Annotated in this window: 19 protein-coding genes; 12 read left to right on the forward strand and 7 right to left on the reverse strand. The window is 67.4% G+C overall.

Features of this window, described 5'->3' with window-relative positions:
• Positions 1-26: 26 nt before the first annotated feature.
• Positions 27-911 (reverse strand): carboxylating nicotinate-nucleotide diphosphorylase, encoded by an 885-nt coding sequence (gene nadC / locus BLR05_RS13080; protein ID WP_092834898.1) that lies wholly within the window; start codon positions 909-911, stop codon positions 27-29.
• Between the two features lie 141 nt (positions 912-1052).
• Here nadC and panB point away from each other — a divergent pair, with 141 nt between their 5' ends.
• The gene (gene panB, locus BLR05_RS13085) at positions 1053-1943 is read left to right on the forward strand and encodes a 3-methyl-2-oxobutanoate hydroxymethyltransferase (RefSeq protein WP_092834899.1); all 891 of its coding nucleotides are present in this window, start codon (positions 1053-1055) and stop codon (positions 1941-1943) included.
• Between the two features lie 71 nt (positions 1944-2014).
• The gene (gene panC, locus BLR05_RS13090) at positions 2015-2863 is read left to right on the forward strand and encodes a pantoate--beta-alanine ligase (RefSeq protein ID WP_092834900.1); all 849 of its coding nucleotides are present in this window, start codon (positions 2015-2017) and stop codon (positions 2861-2863) included.
• A 275-nt stretch (positions 2864-3138) separates the two neighbouring features.
• On the opposite strand, the gene BLR05_RS13095 is transcribed toward panC, so the two are convergent.
• The 4 genes from BLR05_RS13095 to BLR05_RS13110 all read right to left on the reverse strand — a co-directional run bounded on the left by BLR05_RS13095 (position 3139) and on the right by BLR05_RS13110 (position 5556).
• Positions 3139-4167, reverse strand: coding sequence for an NAD(P)H-dependent glycerol-3-phosphate dehydrogenase (locus tag BLR05_RS13095; protein WP_092834901.1), 1029 nt, complete (start codon positions 4165-4167; stop codon positions 3139-3141).
• Positions 4168-4254: 87 nt separating this feature from the next.
• Positions 4255-4713: a protein-export chaperone SecB gene (gene secB, locus BLR05_RS13100; protein WP_011796887.1), complete on the reverse strand. Its 459-nt coding sequence runs from the start codon at positions 4711-4713 to the stop codon at positions 4255-4257.
• A 124-nt stretch (positions 4714-4837) separates the two neighbouring features.
• A complete protein-coding gene (gene grxC, locus BLR05_RS13105) occupies positions 4838-5095 on the reverse strand; it encodes a glutaredoxin 3 (RefSeq protein WP_092834902.1) in 258 nt (85 codons plus the stop codon).
• A 53-nt stretch (positions 5096-5148) separates the two neighbouring features.
• Positions 5149-5556, reverse strand: a complete 408-nt coding sequence (locus BLR05_RS13110) for a rhodanese-like domain-containing protein (RefSeq protein ID WP_092834903.1) — start codon at positions 5554-5556, stop codon at positions 5149-5151.
• Between the two features lie 88 nt (positions 5557-5644).
• Here BLR05_RS13110 and gpmA point away from each other — a divergent pair, with 88 nt between their 5' ends.
• From gpmA to BLR05_RS13130, 4 genes are all read left to right on the forward strand, one after another.
• Positions 5645-6388 (forward strand): 2,3-diphosphoglycerate-dependent phosphoglycerate mutase, encoded by a 744-nt coding sequence (gene gpmA / locus BLR05_RS13115; protein WP_092834904.1) that lies wholly within the window; start codon positions 5645-5647, stop codon positions 6386-6388.
• 169 nt (positions 6389-6557) lie between these two features.
• Complete coding sequence (locus BLR05_RS13120; RefSeq protein ID WP_092834905.1) at positions 6558-7997, forward strand: S41 family peptidase; 1440 nt, start codon at positions 6558-6560, stop codon at positions 7995-7997.
• Positions 7998-8105: 108 nt separating this feature from the next.
• Positions 8106-8891 carry a HesA/MoeB/ThiF family protein gene (locus tag BLR05_RS13125; protein WP_092834906.1) on the forward strand — a complete coding sequence of 262 codons (786 nt, stop codon included), beginning with the start codon at positions 8106-8108 and terminating at the stop codon, positions 8889-8891.
• 115 nt (positions 8892-9006) lie between these two features.
• Entirely contained in the window at positions 9007-9402 is a 396-nt protein-coding gene (locus BLR05_RS13130) for a response regulator (protein WP_092834907.1), read from the forward strand.
• A 202-nt stretch (positions 9403-9604) separates the two neighbouring features.
• On the opposite strand, the gene BLR05_RS13135 is transcribed toward BLR05_RS13130, so the two are convergent.
• Complete coding sequence (locus tag BLR05_RS13135) at positions 9605-10237, reverse strand: response regulator (RefSeq protein ID WP_013596140.1); 633 nt, start codon at positions 10235-10237, stop codon at positions 9605-9607.
• 144 nt (positions 10238-10381) lie between these two features.
• Between BLR05_RS13135 and BLR05_RS13140 the strand changes: the two genes are divergently transcribed.
• The 6 genes from BLR05_RS13140 (at position 10382) to BLR05_RS13165 (ending at position 14935) form a co-directional block, all read left to right on the forward strand.
• Positions 10382-11722, forward strand: a complete 1341-nt coding sequence (locus BLR05_RS13140) for a sensor histidine kinase (protein ID WP_092834908.1) — start codon at positions 10382-10384, stop codon at positions 11720-11722.
• Between the two features lie 275 nt (positions 11723-11997).
• A complete protein-coding gene (locus BLR05_RS13145) occupies positions 11998-12162 on the forward strand; it encodes a DUF1328 domain-containing protein (RefSeq protein WP_011796896.1) in 165 nt (54 codons plus the stop codon).
• Between the two features lie 51 nt (positions 12163-12213).
• Positions 12214-12609 carry a hypothetical protein gene (locus tag BLR05_RS13150; protein ID WP_092834909.1) on the forward strand — a complete coding sequence of 132 codons (396 nt, stop codon included), beginning with the start codon at positions 12214-12216 and terminating at the stop codon, positions 12607-12609.
• A gap of 98 nt (positions 12610-12707) precedes the next feature.
• Positions 12708-13262, forward strand: coding sequence for a ferritin-like domain-containing protein (locus BLR05_RS13155; RefSeq protein WP_092834910.1), 555 nt, complete (start codon positions 12708-12710; stop codon positions 13260-13262).
• 112 nt (positions 13263-13374) lie between these two features.
• Complete coding sequence (locus BLR05_RS13160; protein ID WP_092834911.1) at positions 13375-13689, forward strand: BON domain-containing protein; 315 nt, start codon at positions 13375-13377, stop codon at positions 13687-13689.
• 169 nt (positions 13690-13858) lie between these two features.
• The gene (locus tag BLR05_RS13165) at positions 13859-14935 is read left to right on the forward strand and encodes a zinc-binding metallopeptidase family protein (protein WP_092834912.1); all 1077 of its coding nucleotides are present in this window, start codon (positions 13859-13861) and stop codon (positions 14933-14935) included.
• Positions 14936-14959: 24 nt separating this feature from the next.
• Here BLR05_RS13165 and coaD read toward each other — a convergent pair whose 3' ends face one another.
• On the reverse strand, positions 14960-15463 hold the full coding sequence (gene coaD / locus BLR05_RS13170) for a pantetheine-phosphate adenylyltransferase (RefSeq protein WP_092834913.1): 504 nt from the start codon (positions 15461-15463) through the stop codon (positions 14960-14962).
• Positions 15464-15484 lie beyond the last annotated feature (21 nt).

Raw genomic sequence — 15484 nt, forward strand, 5'->3', positions numbered from 1 at the left:
GCAACGTGCGGAGGGCAGCGGGCGACTCAGTCCGGATCCTGCATGCGCATCGAAAAATCGGTGGCCTTCACATCCTTGGTCAGCGTGCCGATGGAGATGCGGTCCACGCCTGTCTCGGCCAGCGCACGCAGGCCCTCCAGCGTCACGCCCCCGGAAATCTCCAGGATGGCCGGTCCCCCAGGGTGCGCGGCATTCAGGCGCACGGCGTCGTGCAGCATCGGCAGCGGCATGTTGTCCAGCAGCACCATGCGGGCGCCGGCCGACAGCGCCTCGTCCAGCTGCTCCAGCGTCTCGCATTCGATCTCGATGAACTTCGCCTGCGCGGCCGCGGCGCGCGCCGCATGCAGCACGGCCGTGACGCCTCCCGCGGCGGCGATGTGGTTTTCCTTGATGAGCACCGCGTCGTGCAGCCCGATGCGGTGGTTGGTGCCCCCACCCATGCGCACGGCGTACTTCTGCGCCAGGCGCAGTCCGGGCAGGGTCTTGCGGGTATCCACGATCTGCGCGCGGGTGCCCGCCACCGCATCGACGTAGCGCCGGGTCTTGGTGGCCACGGCCGACAGCAGTTGCAGGAAATTGAGCGCCGTGCGCTCGGCGCTCAGCAACGCCCGCGCCCGGCCCTCGATCTCCAGCACCACCTGGTCGGCCGCGCAGCGCTGGCCCTCGGCCACCTTCCAGGTCAGCCGCACGTCCGGATCCAGCGCGCGCAGCGCGGCCTCGGCCCAGGGCGCACCGCAGATCACGGCCTCTTCGCGGGCCAGCACGCGCGCGCGTGCACGCCGCACCGGATCGATCAGGGCGGCGGTCAGGTCGCCCGCGCCCACGTCCTCTTCCAGGGCCCGGGCCACGTCGGCGCTCACCACGGCCTGCCATTGCGCATCGCCCACCGGGCCGGCGGCTGGCTGAAACATATTCGTCATGGAGCGCGAGCATACCGGCAACGCGCCAGCGCGACAGCAGGCACACCCCGCCGCCCGGAGGTCACTCCGGCGGACCGGGCCGGACGCCGGCTTAGACTCGCGGCTCATTCGCGTTTCCCGAGGATTGATTGCATGACCGCGCCAACGCCGACCCCTGCCAACGCCGCCACGCCCTACGGCACCCTGCCCCCTGCCTCCCCGCTGCCGCAGCGCCGTCCCGTGAGCCTGCCGCGCCTGGCGCAGATGCGCGAGGCCGGCGAGAAAATCACCATGCTGACGGCCTATGACGCCACCTTCGCCGCGGTGGCCGACGCAGCGGGAGTGGAATGCCTGCTCGTGGGCGATTCGCTGGGCATGGTCTGCCAGGGCCTGCCCAGCACGGTGGGCGTGTCGCTGGACACCATGGCCTACCACACGGCCAGCGTGGCGCGGGGCCTGCACCGGGTGCAGGGCACGGCTTGGCTGATCGCCGACCTGCCCTACGGCAGCTACGCGGAAAGTCCCGAGCAGGCCATGCGCAGCGCCTGCGCGCTGATGCAGGCCGGCGCACACATGGTCAAGCTCGAAGGCGGCGGCTGGACGGCACCCACCGTCCGGTTCCTGGTCGAGCGCGGCGTGCCGGTCTGCGCGCACCTGGGCCTCACGCCGCAGACAGTGCATGCCCTCGGCGGCTACCGCGTCCAGGGCCGCAGCGACGAGGCCGCGCGCGCGCTGCGCAGCCACGCCAACGAACTGCAGGATGCGGGCGCCGCCATGCTGGTGCTCGAGATGGTGCCCGCCACGCTGGCGCGCGAGGTGACCGACGCCCTGCCGCGCTGCCACACCATCGGCATCGGGGCCGGCAGCGGCACCGCCGGCCAGGTGCTGGTACTGCACGACATGCTGGGCGTGAACCTCGGCAGGAACCCGAAGTTCGCGCACGATTTCATGGCCCAGGCCGGCAGCGTGCGCGGCGCCATCGCAGCCTACGTGCAGGCAGTGAAGGAGGGGCGCTTCCCCGACGACGCACTCCACGCCTGGTGACGCGGCCTACCCCGACGAGCCCTGCAGCCGATTTTCCGCCGCCCCTCCCAAGTTTTTCCAGCCGCTCCCCCATGCTCATCGCACACTCCATCGCCGACCTGCGCGCCGCGCTCGCCCGCCGGGGCCGCCCGGCCTTCGTCCCCACCATGGGCAACCTCCACGAGGGGCACCTCTCCCTGGTGCGGCAGGCCGGCGCCCTCGGCGACGTGACCGTCGCCAGCATCTTCGTCAACCGCCTCCAATTCCTGCCGCACGAGGATTTCGACAGCTATCCCCGCACCTGGGAGGCCGACCGCGCGCACCTGGAGGCCGCGGGCTGCGACATCCTCTTCGCCCCGCGCGAGGCGGACCTCTACCCCCAGGCACAGACCTTCAAGGTCCAGCCCGACCCGCAGCTGGCCGACCTGCTCGAAGGGCACTTCCGCCCCGGCTTCTTCACGGGCGTCTGCACCGTGGTCATGAAGCTGTTCTCGGCCGTGTTCGGCACCACCGGCGGTGGCACGGCCCTGTTCGGCAAGAAGGACTACCAGCAGCTGATGGTGATCCGCCGCATGGTGGAGCAGTTCGCCCTGCCGGTGGAGGTCGTGGCAGGGGATACCTGCCGTGCGGCGGACGGGCTCGCCCTCAGCTCGCGCAACGGCTACCTGGGGCCGGCCGAACGCGCGCAGGCGGTCGAACTGTCACGGGCCCTCCAGGGGCTTTCTGACGCCGCGCTCTCGCGTCCCGTCGCCGACTGGCCCGAACTGGAGGCCGCGGCGAGCGACGCGCTGCGCAACCAGGGCTGGCAGCCCGACTACCTCGTGGTGCGCCGCAGGGCCGATCTCCAGCGCCCCGATACCGCCCCCGAACCCGGCACGCTGGTGGCCCTGGGTGCAGCCCGGCTGGGCGCGACGCGGCTCATCGACAACCTCGAATTCTGAACAGCCCGGCACGAGATGTCCCGCGCGCCCGGAAGGTGCGCACCTACGCGGGCAGGTGCCACCCGCGCACAATCCGCGGGGCATGCGGGTCTTAAGGTAGAGGCATCTTCAACCCACCTTTCAGGAGAAAGAACATGCCCATCATCCTGTGGCTCCTCGGCGTCCCGCTGTCCCTCGTCCTGCTGCTGATGCTCTTCGGCGTGGTGTGATGCGTGTCCGTGGCGCGGGCTGCCGGTACTCCGGCGCCCACGCCCACACGCTGCAGACGGCAGCGTTCAGCAGGAGCGCAATTCCACGGCGGGGCCGCGCCCCATCAGCCGTGCCACCGCCTCGGATGCGGTCGATCGGCCATCCAGCAGCGCAACCACTTCCTGCGCGATCGGCATGTCCACGCCGAGTTGGCGCGCACGGCGCACGACGGTCCGTGCGCTGTACACCCCCTCGGCCACGTGGCCGAGCGACTCCACTGCCTGATCCAGTGTGAGCCCCCGCGCAAGCGCTAGGCCCACGCGGCGGTTGCGGGACAGATCCCCCGTCGCGGTCAGCACCAGGTCGCCCAGCCCGGACAGCCCCATGAACGTCTCCGCCCGCGCGCCGAGTGCAAGGCCGAGCCGGCTCATCTCGGCCAGCCCCCGCGTGATGAGCGCGGCGCGCGCGTTCGTGCCCAGGTCCAGCCCGTCGCACAGCCCGGTGGCAATGGCCAGCACATTCTTCACAGCCCCCCCTACCTCCACGCCCACGATGTCCTCGTTGGCGTACACACGCAGCGTGGGCCCATGGAAAGCCTCCACCAGCAGTTCACGTACTCGCGCATCGCGGCTCGCGGCCACCAGTGCGGTGGGCCGCCCCTGGGCCGCCTCCAGCGCGAAGCTCGGACCGCTGAGCGCGCCCGCGCGCAATTGAGGGGCCACCTGGCTGCAGATCTCGTGCGCCATGAGGCCCTGGGCGGCCGCCTCTCCGCTGGCGGGAACGGCCTCGAAGCCCTTGCAGAGCCAGGCCACGGGAACGGACGCGGCACGCAGTTCCTCCAGCATGCCGCGCAGGCCGGACATGGGGGTTGCGACGATGGCGAGATCGGCCTGGCAGGACGCGAGCGCCTCGAAAGGCGCACCGCTCGCGAGGCCGAGCACCGCGGGAAAGGCGATGCCCGGAAGATAGCGGGCGTTCTGGCGCGCCGCCTGCATGGCCGCGGCCTGCCCGGCATCGCGCGCCCAGAGGGTCACGCCATGTCCTGCCGGGTGCGCTGCTGCGCTGAGCGCCATGGCCGTGCCCCAGGCGCCGGCACCGAACACGATGATCTTCATGAAGGGAGGTCGTTGCGGTTTCGGCAGGGGAACCGCTCGCAGTCCCCGGCTGCGATGCGCCGCCGCGCGGCGGCGCCTGGAGGGAAATTACTGCGTGACGCCCGGCGTCGGTGCGGCCGAAGCCAGCTGCGACTGCTGCTGCTCGTACATGGCCTGGAAGTTGATCTCTGCCAGATGCACGGGCGGGAAGCCGGCGCGCGTGATCACGTCGGCAATGTTGCCGCGCAGGTACGGATAGACGATCTGCGGGCAGGCGATGCCCATGATCGGGCCCATCTGGTCTTCGGGAATGTTGCGGATCTCGAAGATGCCGGCCTGCTTGGCCTCGACCAGGAACACCGTCTTGTCCTTGATCTTGGTCTGCACCGTGGCGGTCACGGCCACTTCGAAAATACCGTCTGCAACGGGTGCCGCCTCGACGCCCAGCTGGATGTCCACATTGGGCTGCTCCTGCTCCAGCAGGATCTGGGGCGAGTTCGGCTGCTCCAGGGACAGATCCTTCAGATACACGCGCTGGATCTGGAACACGGGATTTTCTTCGGACATGAGGTCGTTCTTTCGATTCGGAAACGGGAAAAGGGCCAGGTAAGACAAAGCCCGCCGGGGACGTCGCGTTCCCGCAGCGGGCAGCACCCGGGGCCGCATTATGCAGCGCCCGGCCAGCGCGCCTTCAGGCGCCGAGCAGAGGCATCAGGCCACCGCGGCCGTCGAGCGCGACCAGGTCGTCGTGGCCGCCCACGTGGGTGTCGCCGATGAAGATCTGCGGCACCGTACGCCGCCCGGTGATCTCCATCATGTGAGAGCGGGCCTCCGGGTCGAGATCCACGCGGACCTCCTCGATCTGCTCCACCCCCTTGGCCTTGAGGATCTGCTTGGCCCGGATGCAGTAGGGGCAAACGGCGGTGGTGTACATCTTGACGGGTTGCATGGGGCGGCCTTCCTGGAAGATTGCGTGGGGTGTGAAAGGGACGTGGTGCCGCTTCAGGCCTTTTCAACCGGCATGCTGGCGTCCTTCCAGGCCTTGAGCCCGCCGGCGAGCGCCTCGGCTTTCTCGTAGCCGAGCTTGCGGGCCACGGTCGCGGCCTTCTGGGCCCGGCCACCCTTGGCGCATACCAGCACGAGCGGCACCGACTTGTTCCTGACCACCTGCGGCAGGCGTTCTTCCAGCTGACCCAGCGGCACGTTCTTCGCACCGCCGACATGGCCGGCCGCGAACTCATCGGGCTCGGAGACATCGACCACCACGGCCTTCTCGCGGTTGATGAGTTGCACCGCGCGCGCCGCGGTGAGCGAGCCGCCCGCGGCTTCGCGGAAGACCGGCAGGAGCAGCATCGCGCCCGAAACCAGTGCGACGAGGACGAGATACCAGTTGTCGATGAAGAAATTCACGGAAGTCCTTGGGGAAAGCAAACCCCGCAATTTTAGAATGCGGCGTTTGACCCGACCGATTCCACAGCTTCCCATTCCTCCAGCCACCATGCACAAACTCGTCCTGATCCGCCACGGCGAATCCACCTGGAACCTCGAAAACCGCTTCACCGGCTGGACCGACGTGGACCTGACGCCTACCGGCATCGAGCAGGCCAAGACGGCCGGCCGCCTGTTGAAGGCCGAAGGCTACGAGTTCGACCTGGCCTTCACCAGCGTGCTCAAGCGCGCCACGCGCACCCTGTGGCATGTCCTGGACGAGATGGACCGCACCTGGCTGCCCGTGGAGCACAGCTGGCGCCTCAATGAACGCCACTACGGCGCCCTGCAGGGACTCAACAAGGCCGACATGGCCAAGCAGTACGGCGACGCGCAGGTGCTCGTCTGGCGCCGCAGCTACGACACCCCCCCGCCGGCCCTGGAGGCCACCGACCCACGCAGCGAGCGCGGCGATCTCCGCTATGCCGGCCTCGATCCCGAGCAGATCCCGCTCACCGAATGCCTGAAGGACACCGTCGCCCGGGTGCTGCCCTTCTGGAACGAGCGCATCGCGCCTGCCATGCGGTCGGGCCAGCGCGTGGTGGTCGCCGCGCACGGCAATTCCATCCGCGCGCTGGTCAAGTACCTGGACGGCATCTCCGACGACGACATCGTCGGGCTGAACATTCCCAACGGCATTCCCCTGATCTACGAACTCGACAGCGACCTGAAGCCGCTGCGCCACCATTACCTCGGCGATGCCGAAGCCGCGGCGAAGGCGGCCGCGGCGGTGGCGTCCCAGGGCAAGGCCTGAGTCCCTGCGGGCCGCCGCCGGCTGCCGTCCATGCGGCGGCTGGCGCACCGGGTAAACCCGCGGGGCGGCCCCGGCGTGCCAAAAAGCCCGGCGCGCGCGGAACTGCGCCGCGCCTGCCCTTTCCAAGGGGGTGTATATTGGACCTAGAACCGGCAAAGGTGTTTTTCGAATGGGCCACAAACTCAAAATCGCAGGATGGGTGTCGGTCGGCGTCGTTGCCGGCGCCCTGACCACGGTCTCCCTGCAGACCGTCGCCCGCGGAGCCATGACTCCGCTTCCCCTCGAGGAAATCCAGCAGCTCTCCGCGGTGTTCGGACTCGTCAAGACCGACTACGTCGAGCCCGTGGACGACAAGAAGCTCATCACCGATGCCATCTCCGGCATGGTGTCCAGCCTCGACCCGCACTCCCAGTACTTCGACAAGAAGTCCTTCAAGGAATTCCGCGAAGGCACCACGGGCCGTTTCGTCGGCGTGGGCATCGAGATCACCCAGGAAGACGGTCTGATCAAGATCGTGTCGCCCATCGAGGGCTCGCCGGCCTTCCGCGCGGGCCTGAAGACCAACGATCTCATCACCAAGATCGACGACACGGCCGTGAAGGGGCTCGCCCTCAACGAAGCCGTGAAGAAGATGCGCGGCGAGCCCAACACCCAGGTCACGCTCACGATCTTCCGCAAGGACGAGAGCCGCACCTTCCCGGTCACCGTCACGCGCGAGGAGATCAAGACCCAGTCCGTCAAGGGCAAGGAGATCGAGCCCGGCTACGCCTGGATCCGGCTGTCGCAGTTCCAGGAACGCACGGTGGACGACTTCGTGCGCAAGGTCGAGGAGATCTACCGCCAGGATCCGAACCTCAAGGGCATGGTGCTGGACCTGCGCAACGATCCCGGCGGCCTGCTCGACGCGGCGGTGGCCATCTCCGCCGCCTTCCTGCCCGAAGACGTGACCGTCGTGTCCACCAACGGCCAGCTCGCGGAAAGCAAGGCAGTCTACAAGGCCTCCCCCGAGTTCTACCAGCGCCGCGGTGCCGGTGATCCGCTCAAGCGGCTGCCCGCGGCGCTCAAGAACGTTCCGCTGGTGGTGCTGGTGAACGAAGGCTCCGCCTCGGCCAGCGAGATCGTGGCCGGCGCGCTGCAGGACCACAAGCGCGCCACCATCTTGGGCAGCCAGACTTTCGGCAAGGGATCGGTACAGACCGTCCGCCCCCTGGGCCCGGACACCGGCATCAAGCTCACCACGGCGCGCTACTACACGCCCAGCGGCAAGTCGATCCAGGCCAAGGGCATCGTGCCCGACGTCATGGTGGACGACAGCCCCGACGGCGATCCCTTCGCCGCGCTGCGCATGCGCGAGGCAGATCTCGAAAAGCACCTGACCAGCGGCCAGGGCGAGGAGAAAAAGGATGAAGCGCGCGAAAAGGCCCGCGAGGAAGCCCGCAAGCGCCTCGAGGAAGAAGCCAAGAAGCCGGCGTCCGAGCGCAACAAGATGCCGGAGTTCGGCACCGAGAAGGACTTCCAGCTCACCCAGGCACTCAATCAGCTCAAGGGCCTGACGGTGGTCGTCAGCAAGACACAGACGGAGCGCAAGGAAGAGAAGAAGGACAACTGACCGGCACGGGTGCATCCTTTCAGCCAAGGCCGGACTCCGAGGGGTCCGGCCTTTTGCTTTGCGCCTCCGTGCCGCCACCGCTCCGCCCGCACCACGCACTCCACGCCCATGAACGACGACCAGCTCCTGCGCTACTCCCGCCACATCCTGCTCGATGAAATCGGCATCGAGGGGCAGGAGCGGCTGCTCGCTGCCCATGCGCTGGTCATCGGCGCCGGCGGCCTGGGATCGCCTGCAGCCCTGTTCCTCGCTTCGGCAGGCATTGGCCGCCTGACCCTGGTCGATGCGGACACCGTGGACCTGACCAATCTGCAGCGGCAGATCGCCCACACCACGCAGCGCGTCGGCCAGCCCAAGGTGGGTTCTGCAGCGCAGGCCGTGCACGCCATCAATCCCGGCGTGCAGGTGGAGGCGCTGCCCCTGCGCGCGGATGCGGCCTGGCTCGATGCCCACGTGCCGTTTGCGGATGTGGTCCTCGACTGCAGCGACAACTACGCCACGCGGCAGGCCGTGAATGCCGCCTGCGTGCGCCACCGCGTGCCCCTGGTGGCCGGCGCGGCAATCCGGTTCGACGGACAGATCACGGTGATCGACCCGCGCGCATCCGACGCGCCCTGCTACGCCTGCCTCTTCCCTCCGGATGCAGCCTTCGAGGAGGTGCAGTGCTCCACGATGGGCGTGTTCGCGCCGATGGTCGGCATCATCGGTGCCATGCAGGCAGCCGAGGCACTCAAGCTGCTGTCCGGGGCCGGCCAGTCGCTCGCCGGGCGCCTGCTCATGCTCGACGGCCTCGCGATGGAGTGGACCGCTATGCGCGCCGGACGTGACCCGGGCTGCAGCGTGTGCGGAAAACGGCACGCGAAAGAAGGGGCCGGTGGCGAAGCGCCCCGGTAGGAGAAATCCTACCGGGGTAACACCCTGCTGCTGGCAGAATGCCGGCTCTCTCCCTATAAAGTAGAACCGTGATCAACACCTCCCATCCGGCGCCTTCAACGGCACCGACCTCACAGTGAAACTGCGTACTTATATCGTCGAAGACAACGCCACGATCCGGGAGAACCTGATCGGCACGCTGGAGGAGCTGGCGGAAGTCGAAGCCGTGGGGGTCGCCGAAACGGAGGACGAGGGCAAGGAGTGGCTGGCCGCGAACCCTGAGCAGTGGGATCTGGCCATCGTGGATCTGTTCCTTCGGCAAGGCAGCGGCCTGGGCATCCTCGCGGCCTGCCGCGACCGCACGGCACGCCAGAAGATGGTCGTCCTGAGCAACTACGCCACCCCCGATGTCCGTGTCCGCTGCGCCCAGCTCGGCGTGGACGCCGTCTTCGACAAATCCAACGAGATCGACGCCCTCGTGGACTACTGCGTGGAACACAGCACGCTGCGCAATTCCGCCAGCAGCGCCTGATCGCGCAATCGTTTTCCGTGCAACTCCGGGCCCGAGCCCGGCCCGATGATCCCCAAAGACACGAAAAACCCCGGATGGATTGCTCCGTCCGGGGTTTTTCCGTGTCTGGCAGACTGGCGCCGGCAGGCGCCGCACAGCACGCGCGCCCACGGCACCGGCTGCAAGCGCCGACCGCAGCCAGCCGGTCGCGAAGAGCCAGCGATCAATCGATCAGCTTGTTCTTCAGTGCGTAGTAGGTCAGGTCGCTGTTGGACGACAGCGCCATCTTCTCCATCAGGCGCGTGCGGTAGGTGCTGACGGTCTTGACGCTGAGGGACAGCGACTTGGCGATATCGCCCGCGGTCTCGCCCTTGGCCAGCTTCAGGAACACCTGGAACTCACGCTCGGACAGTTGCTCGTGCGGAGGCGCGTCGTCCTTGCGGTTGAGCTGCTGCGCGAGCAGGTCGGCGACGGCAGGGGTGAGATAGCGGCGGCCCAGCGAGATGGTGCGGATGGCTTCCACGATCTCCTTGGGATCGCATTCCTTGTTCAGGTAGCCGCTGGCGCCCTGGCGGATGAGGTTGATGGCGTAGTGCTCTTCGGGGTACCCGCTCAGGATGAGGATGCCCATGTCCGGCGCCTTGGCGCGCAGCATGGCCAGCGCATCGAGGCCGCTCTGGCCGGGCATCGACAGGTCCATCAGCAGCACGTCGATCTCGTGGTTGCGCACGAGGTCGATGGCTTCGCGGCCATTCGAAGCCTCGCCGACTACGCGAAGGTCTACATGTTCTGACAGAAATTGTCGCAATCCCGAGCGGACAATCGCATGGTCATCCACAATGCCGATCTTGATCATTGAGAGTTCTTTCAAGAGGCAGCTAGGCTGCCCGTCGTTGGTCAGGTGGCACATCCACCATTGCGGGAGCATGCCTGCGGCGGTTGCTGCGGGCTGGTGACATTATCCAGAATTCACCCCCGTCTCTTTCGGAGAAACATACATATGCGCTGGTCCAATTTTCGCAAGATGGCTGTCAGCCTGCCCCTGGCGCTGCTGGCAGCCGCTGCGTTGGTTGGCATCAATGAGGCCGGATACGCACGATCCAACGAGGCCGTGCAGGCACTGTCGAGCACCTACACGACCCGCGCCGCCCTCAACCGCATGATGCAGAACATGCTGGACGCGGAAACCGGCCTGCGCGGATATCTGCTCACGGGTGATGATCGCTACCTGCAGCCCTACCAGAAGGCGGCGGCCACCATCGATGGCAACCTGGAAGAACTGCGCGGCATCTACCGCTCCTCCCCGGAAGACCAGGAAGACTTCACGCAGCTCTCCAGGCAGATCTCGCGCAAGATGTCCGAACTGGATCTGAGCCTGCGCCTGCGCCGCCAGAACAACGACGACGCCTGGAAATTCGTGCTCTCCACCGATGTCGGCAAGGAGAACATGGATGCCATCCGCACGCTGTCCGGCCGCCTCGCCCAACGCAGCGTGGATCGCTCCACGCACCACACCGACGAGATCCTCCATTCGCTCACCCTCTCGCGCGTCGGCATCGCGACCGTCGTGGTCATCGGCCTGCTCGCGTTCTACATGTACCTGCGGCAGGCCAGCGCCCTGCAGACCGCCCAGGAGCGCGAGCAGGAAGCCCTGCAGCGCGAGCGCGACCGGCTGGAGCTGCTGGTGCGCGAACGCACGGCGTCGCTGACCGAGCTGGCGAACCACCTGCAACAGGTGCGCGAGGACGAGCGGGGCCACCTGGCCCGTGAACTCCATGATGAACTGGGCGCACTGCTCACCGCCGCCAAGCTCGACGTGGCGCGGCTGAAGTCGAAGATCGATGCGCAGTCGCCCGAGATCGCCGAGCGGCTCAAGCACCTTACCGAAACCCTGAACAGCGGCATCGCGCTCAAGCGCCGGATCATCGAAGACCTCCGGCCCTCGTCCCTCTTCAACCTGGGGCTCACCGCGTCGCTGGAGATCCTGGCGCGCGAGTTCGAGCAGCGCAGCAGCGTGGACGTGGAGCTCAACCTCGAACCGGTGGAACTGCCGGAGCCGGTGCAGCTCACGATCTACCGCATGGTGCAGGAGTCGCTGACCAACATCGGCAAGTACGCCAATGCCACCAAGGTGCTGGTGGCCGTGCACAACTATCCCACCCACGTGGCGGTGCAGATCCGCGACAACGGCTCCGGCTTCGACACCAGCAAGGTCCAGGCATCCGCCCATGGACTCATGGGCATGCGCCACCGCGTCGAGGCCGCCGGCGGGCGCCTGACAGTCACGTCCGAGGCCAGCGAGGGCACGCTCGTGTCCGCCGTGCTGCCCGTCGTGCACTGAGCGCCGGAGCGCCACCGCGCGCTCCATTTACCTGCTGCTCCCGTACTGGCTCCGTGCCGGCATCCAGCGCTTCTGCCGCTGTTTTCTCCGGGTTTTTCCTGTCGTCTCCTGGCGTTGCGCACATGGCGCGGCGGCGGTCGGCCGCGTCCTACAGCGCAGCGCGCCAGGGGCCGGCAGCCTGTGCGCGTCCCCAAATCTACATTGGATCCAGGCGCCAACGCGACAGCGCCATCGACCAACCACCGACCGGCCTTCCGGTCCAAGAGGAGAAAGATATGTTGCATTACGCAGTCGTTTTTCTGGTGATCGCACTGATCGCCGCACTCTTCGGCTTTGGTGGGATCGCAGCGGGCGCCGTCGGCATCGCCAAGATCCTGTTCTTCGTGTTCGTGATCATGGCCGTCGTCACCTTCGTGCTGAGCCTGCTCAAGCGCGGCTGAACACACCGACCCGCCTGCCCTGACGTCCCGACTACCTGAGGAACAGAAACCATGGAAGCACAGAAAATCGCCGACAAGGCTGCAGACACCGCGCACGACGTGGCCGACGACATGCTGGACACCGCGCAGGACGCCGTGCGCACTACTCGCAGCGCAGCCAACAAGACCCTGGACAAGGCCGAACGCAAGGTGCGTGAGCTGCAGAGCGACGTAGACCCCGTGATCGACGACTTGGCCGCCCGCGCCCAGGACCTCGCCTCCCGCGGTATCGCCTATTGCGCAGACACCAGCGAGCGCGCCCGCCGGCAACTCAACCAGGCTGCCGACGCCACCGCCCGTTACGTGTCGGAGCAGCCCGGCAAATCGTTGGCCCTGGCCGCAGCAGCAGGCGCCTTCGTGGCTACGCTGTGCATGCTGGCACGCCGCCCCCGCGGCCGCGACTACTGATCTCCCGGTTTCCGATAGCGGGACCGGACACGGAGGATGGCAGCAGTCCTCCACCACCGGCCCGCCCCATATCCACAACAACATTCCACGGGCGCTCCATGACCACCCCGAACTCCACATCTACGGCAACTGCATCGCTCACCCTGGACGAGAAAGCGCTCCAGTACGCGGCCACCCAGGACCTCGACGAAGGTGCCGTCACGCCCGCGTATGGCCCGCACCGTGACGCCATCGTGAAGCTGCTGAACGATGCACTGGCCACCGAGCTCGTATGCGTGCTGCGCTACAAGCGCCACTACTTCACGGCAGACGGTCTGGAGTCTCCGGCAATCGCCGCGGAATTCCTGGTGCACGCCAATGAGGAAGCGGCACATGCCGATCTCATCGCCCAGCGCATCGTGCAACTGGGCGGCGAGCCGGACTTCCGCCCCTGCACGCTCGAGGAACGCAGCCACGCGCAGTACGACGAGTCGTCGGACCTCAAGGCGATGGTGCGCGCCAACCTCGTTGCCGAGCGCATCGCCGTCGAAGCCTATCGGCAGATGATCTCGCTGATCGGCGACAAGGACCCCACCACGCGCCGCATGCTGGAAGGCATCCTCGCCGACGAGGAAGAGCATGCCGACGAACTCAAGGATTGGCTGCACCGCTGAAGGCGCAGCCGGCCCTCGCAGGCAGTCCACCGGCAAGGAGGGTGCAGAAGGCCGGCGGACTGAAGGATGTCCCCAGCACCCGTGTTCTCTCAACCAAACCAAGGAAATAATCATGAAGTACGCTCGTGCTCTCGCCTTTGCAGCCCTCGCTGGCGCCACCATCGTCACCACCGGATGCTCGGTGGCACGTGACCAGCAGACCGTGGGCTCCTACGTGGATGACGCCGGCATCACCACCGCCGTGAAGGCCAAGATGGCCGAAGACAAGTCGGTGTCCGCCACGTCCATCAGCGTGGAAACGCTGAACGGCACGGTGCAGCTGTCCGGCTTCGCCAAGTCGCAGGCTGAGAAGGACCGCGCTGAAGCCGTCGCACGCAACACCAAGCACGTGCGCGAAGTGCGCAACAGCATCGTCGTGCGCCCCTGATGCGCGCGGGCCGGCGGGCCTTCCTGCCCGGCCCGACCCCTTGCAGACAGGCTCCTCGCGGAGCCTGTTTTTCTTGTGCCGCTTCCGCGCAAGATCCACGGGCGCCTGCGCGCCAGGCGTCTCGCCCTTGTCCTACCAGGATGGCCCACAGGCCCTATGCTTCGCGACCATGCAGGTTTTCAATTGCGACCAATGCGGTCATCTCGTTTTCTTCGACAGCGTCCAGTGCCTTCATTGCGGAGCGAGGCTGGCGTTCCTGCCCGATCACCTCACCATGGCGGCCCTGGTGCCGGCCGTGTCGGGCCTGCAGGGCGATGCCGACCTGTGGCAGCGGGTGCCGTCGCGCCGCCAGGGCAGCGCCTCGCCGCTGTACCGGCTTTGCCATAACCGGATAGCGCACGCCGCTTGCAACTTCGCCGTGGCGGCCGATGATCCGCAGCAGTTGTGCAGGTCGTGCCGCCAGACGCGCATCCTTCCCGACCTCTCCGAGCCAGCCAACCTGCGCCGCTGGAAGCAGATCGAGCATGCCAAGCGGCAGCTCTACTACACCCTTGCACGACTGGGCCTTCAGCCCGCGCCGGATGGCGCCAGTCCGGCCTTCGAGTTCCTGGCCGACCAGCCCGGCAATCCCGTGATGACGGGGCATGCCGCAGGGACCATCACGCTGAATGTGGCCGAGGCGGACGATGACGAGCGCGCCCGGCGTCGGCTCGCGCTGCACGAGCCCTACCGCACCCTGCTGGGTCACCTGCGGCACGAATCGGGCCATTTCTACTGGGACCATCTGATGCAGGGCTCCAGCCGGCTGGAGGAGTTCCGATCGGTCTTCGGCGACGAGCGCCAGGACTACGGCGCTGCCCTGCAGGCCTACTACGCCAGCAGCCCGCACCTCGGCGCATGGCGCGAGCGCCACGTGAGCGCCTATGCCACGGCCCACCCCTGGGAGGACTGGGCCGAGACCTGGGCCCATTATCTGCACATGGTGGATCTGCTGGAGACTGCCTCGAGCTACCACACGGCGCTGGACATTCCGGAAAGCGGCGCTGTGCAGAGCTACCGCGTGGGCAACCCGTTCGCCACGGACGGGCCGGACTTCGATGCGATGGTGCAGGAATGGGTGCCGCTGACGCTGCTGCTCAACAGCCTGAACCGGAGCCTGGGTCAGCAGGACGCCTACCCCTTCGCCCTGTCTTCCGGGGCGCTGGCCAAGCTGCGCTTCGTGCACGACATCGTCCACGCCACCTGAGGCCCATCCGGCCCCGCGGAAGGATCAGCCCGCCGGTGCCATCGCCCGGACCCTGTCGGCGAGCCGCTGGCAGACCCCCGGGGAGACGAACTTGTCCACTTCGCCGCCGAGCACGGCGATCTCGCGCACGAACGTGCTGCTGATGAACTGGAACTTGTCGCTCGGGGTGAGGAAGACGGTCTCGACCTCGGGCATGAGGCTGCGGTTCATGCCGGCGAGCTGGAATTCATAGTCGAAATCAGTGACGGCACGCAAGCCGCGCACCATGGCCTTGCCGCCGCGGGCGACCACGAAGTCGCGCAGCAGCCCGGAGAAGCTCTCCACCTGCACCTGCGGATAGGGCCGGACCGCCTCGCGCACCATCTCGATGCGCTCCTCCAGGCTGAACAGCGTTTTCTTGTGATGGCCCGCCGCGACCGCCACGATCACGCTGCCGAACAGCTGCGTGGCGCGGCGCACCACATCCTCGTGGCCCAGCGTGATAGGGTCGAAGGTGCCGGGATAGACGGCGATGACGTTCTGGACCATGGCGGGCGGATCTCCTGGATG

Source organism: Paracidovorax cattleyae, from assembly GCF_900104515.1.
In the GTDB taxonomy this organism is placed as follows: Bacteria; Pseudomonadota; Gammaproteobacteria; order Burkholderiales; family Burkholderiaceae_C; genus Paracidovorax; species Paracidovorax cattleyae.

What these genes read in the sequence shown, in the direction of transcription:
- nadC (WP_092834898.1), bottom strand. Translation starts at nt 911, where the DNA reads ATGTTTCAGCCAGCCGCCGGCCCGGTGGGCGATGCGCAATGGCAGGCC.
- panB (WP_092834899.1), top strand. Translation starts at nt 1,053, where the DNA reads ATGACCGCGCCAACGCCGACCCCTGCCAACGCCGCCACGCCCTACGGC.
- panC (WP_092834900.1), top strand. Translation starts at nt 2,015, where the DNA reads ATGCTCATCGCACACTCCATCGCCGACCTGCGCGCCGCGCTCGCCCGC.
- BLR05_RS13095 (WP_092834901.1), bottom strand. Translation starts at nt 4,167, where the DNA reads ATGAAGATCATCGTGTTCGGTGCCGGCGCCTGGGGCACGGCCATGGCG.
- secB (WP_011796887.1), bottom strand. Translation starts at nt 4,713, where the DNA reads ATGTCCGAAGAAAATCCCGTGTTCCAGATCCAGCGCGTGTATCTGAAG.
- grxC (WP_092834902.1), bottom strand. Translation starts at nt 5,095, where the DNA reads ATGCAACCCGTCAAGATGTACACCACCGCCGTTTGCCCCTACTGCATC.
- gpmA (WP_092834904.1), top strand. Translation starts at nt 5,645, where the DNA reads ATGCACAAACTCGTCCTGATCCGCCACGGCGAATCCACCTGGAACCTC.
- BLR05_RS13120 (WP_092834905.1), top strand. Translation starts at nt 6,558, where the DNA reads ATGGGCCACAAACTCAAAATCGCAGGATGGGTGTCGGTCGGCGTCGTT.
- BLR05_RS13125 (WP_092834906.1), top strand. Translation starts at nt 8,106, where the DNA reads ATGAACGACGACCAGCTCCTGCGCTACTCCCGCCACATCCTGCTCGAT.
- BLR05_RS13135 (WP_013596140.1), bottom strand. Translation starts at nt 10,237, where the DNA reads ATGATCAAGATCGGCATTGTGGATGACCATGCGATTGTCCGCTCGGGA.
- BLR05_RS13140 (WP_092834908.1), top strand. Translation starts at nt 10,382, where the DNA reads ATGCGCTGGTCCAATTTTCGCAAGATGGCTGTCAGCCTGCCCCTGGCG.
- BLR05_RS13145 (WP_011796896.1), top strand. Translation starts at nt 11,998, where the DNA reads ATGTTGCATTACGCAGTCGTTTTTCTGGTGATCGCACTGATCGCCGCA.
- BLR05_RS13150 (WP_092834909.1), top strand. Translation starts at nt 12,214, where the DNA reads ATGGAAGCACAGAAAATCGCCGACAAGGCTGCAGACACCGCGCACGAC.
- BLR05_RS13155 (WP_092834910.1), top strand. Translation starts at nt 12,708, where the DNA reads ATGACCACCCCGAACTCCACATCTACGGCAACTGCATCGCTCACCCTG.
- BLR05_RS13160 (WP_092834911.1), top strand. Translation starts at nt 13,375, where the DNA reads ATGAAGTACGCTCGTGCTCTCGCCTTTGCAGCCCTCGCTGGCGCCACC.
- BLR05_RS13165 (WP_092834912.1), top strand. Translation starts at nt 13,859, where the DNA reads ATGCAGGTTTTCAATTGCGACCAATGCGGTCATCTCGTTTTCTTCGAC.
- coaD (WP_092834913.1), bottom strand. Translation starts at nt 15,463, where the DNA reads ATGGTCCAGAACGTCATCGCCGTCTATCCCGGCACCTTCGACCCTATC.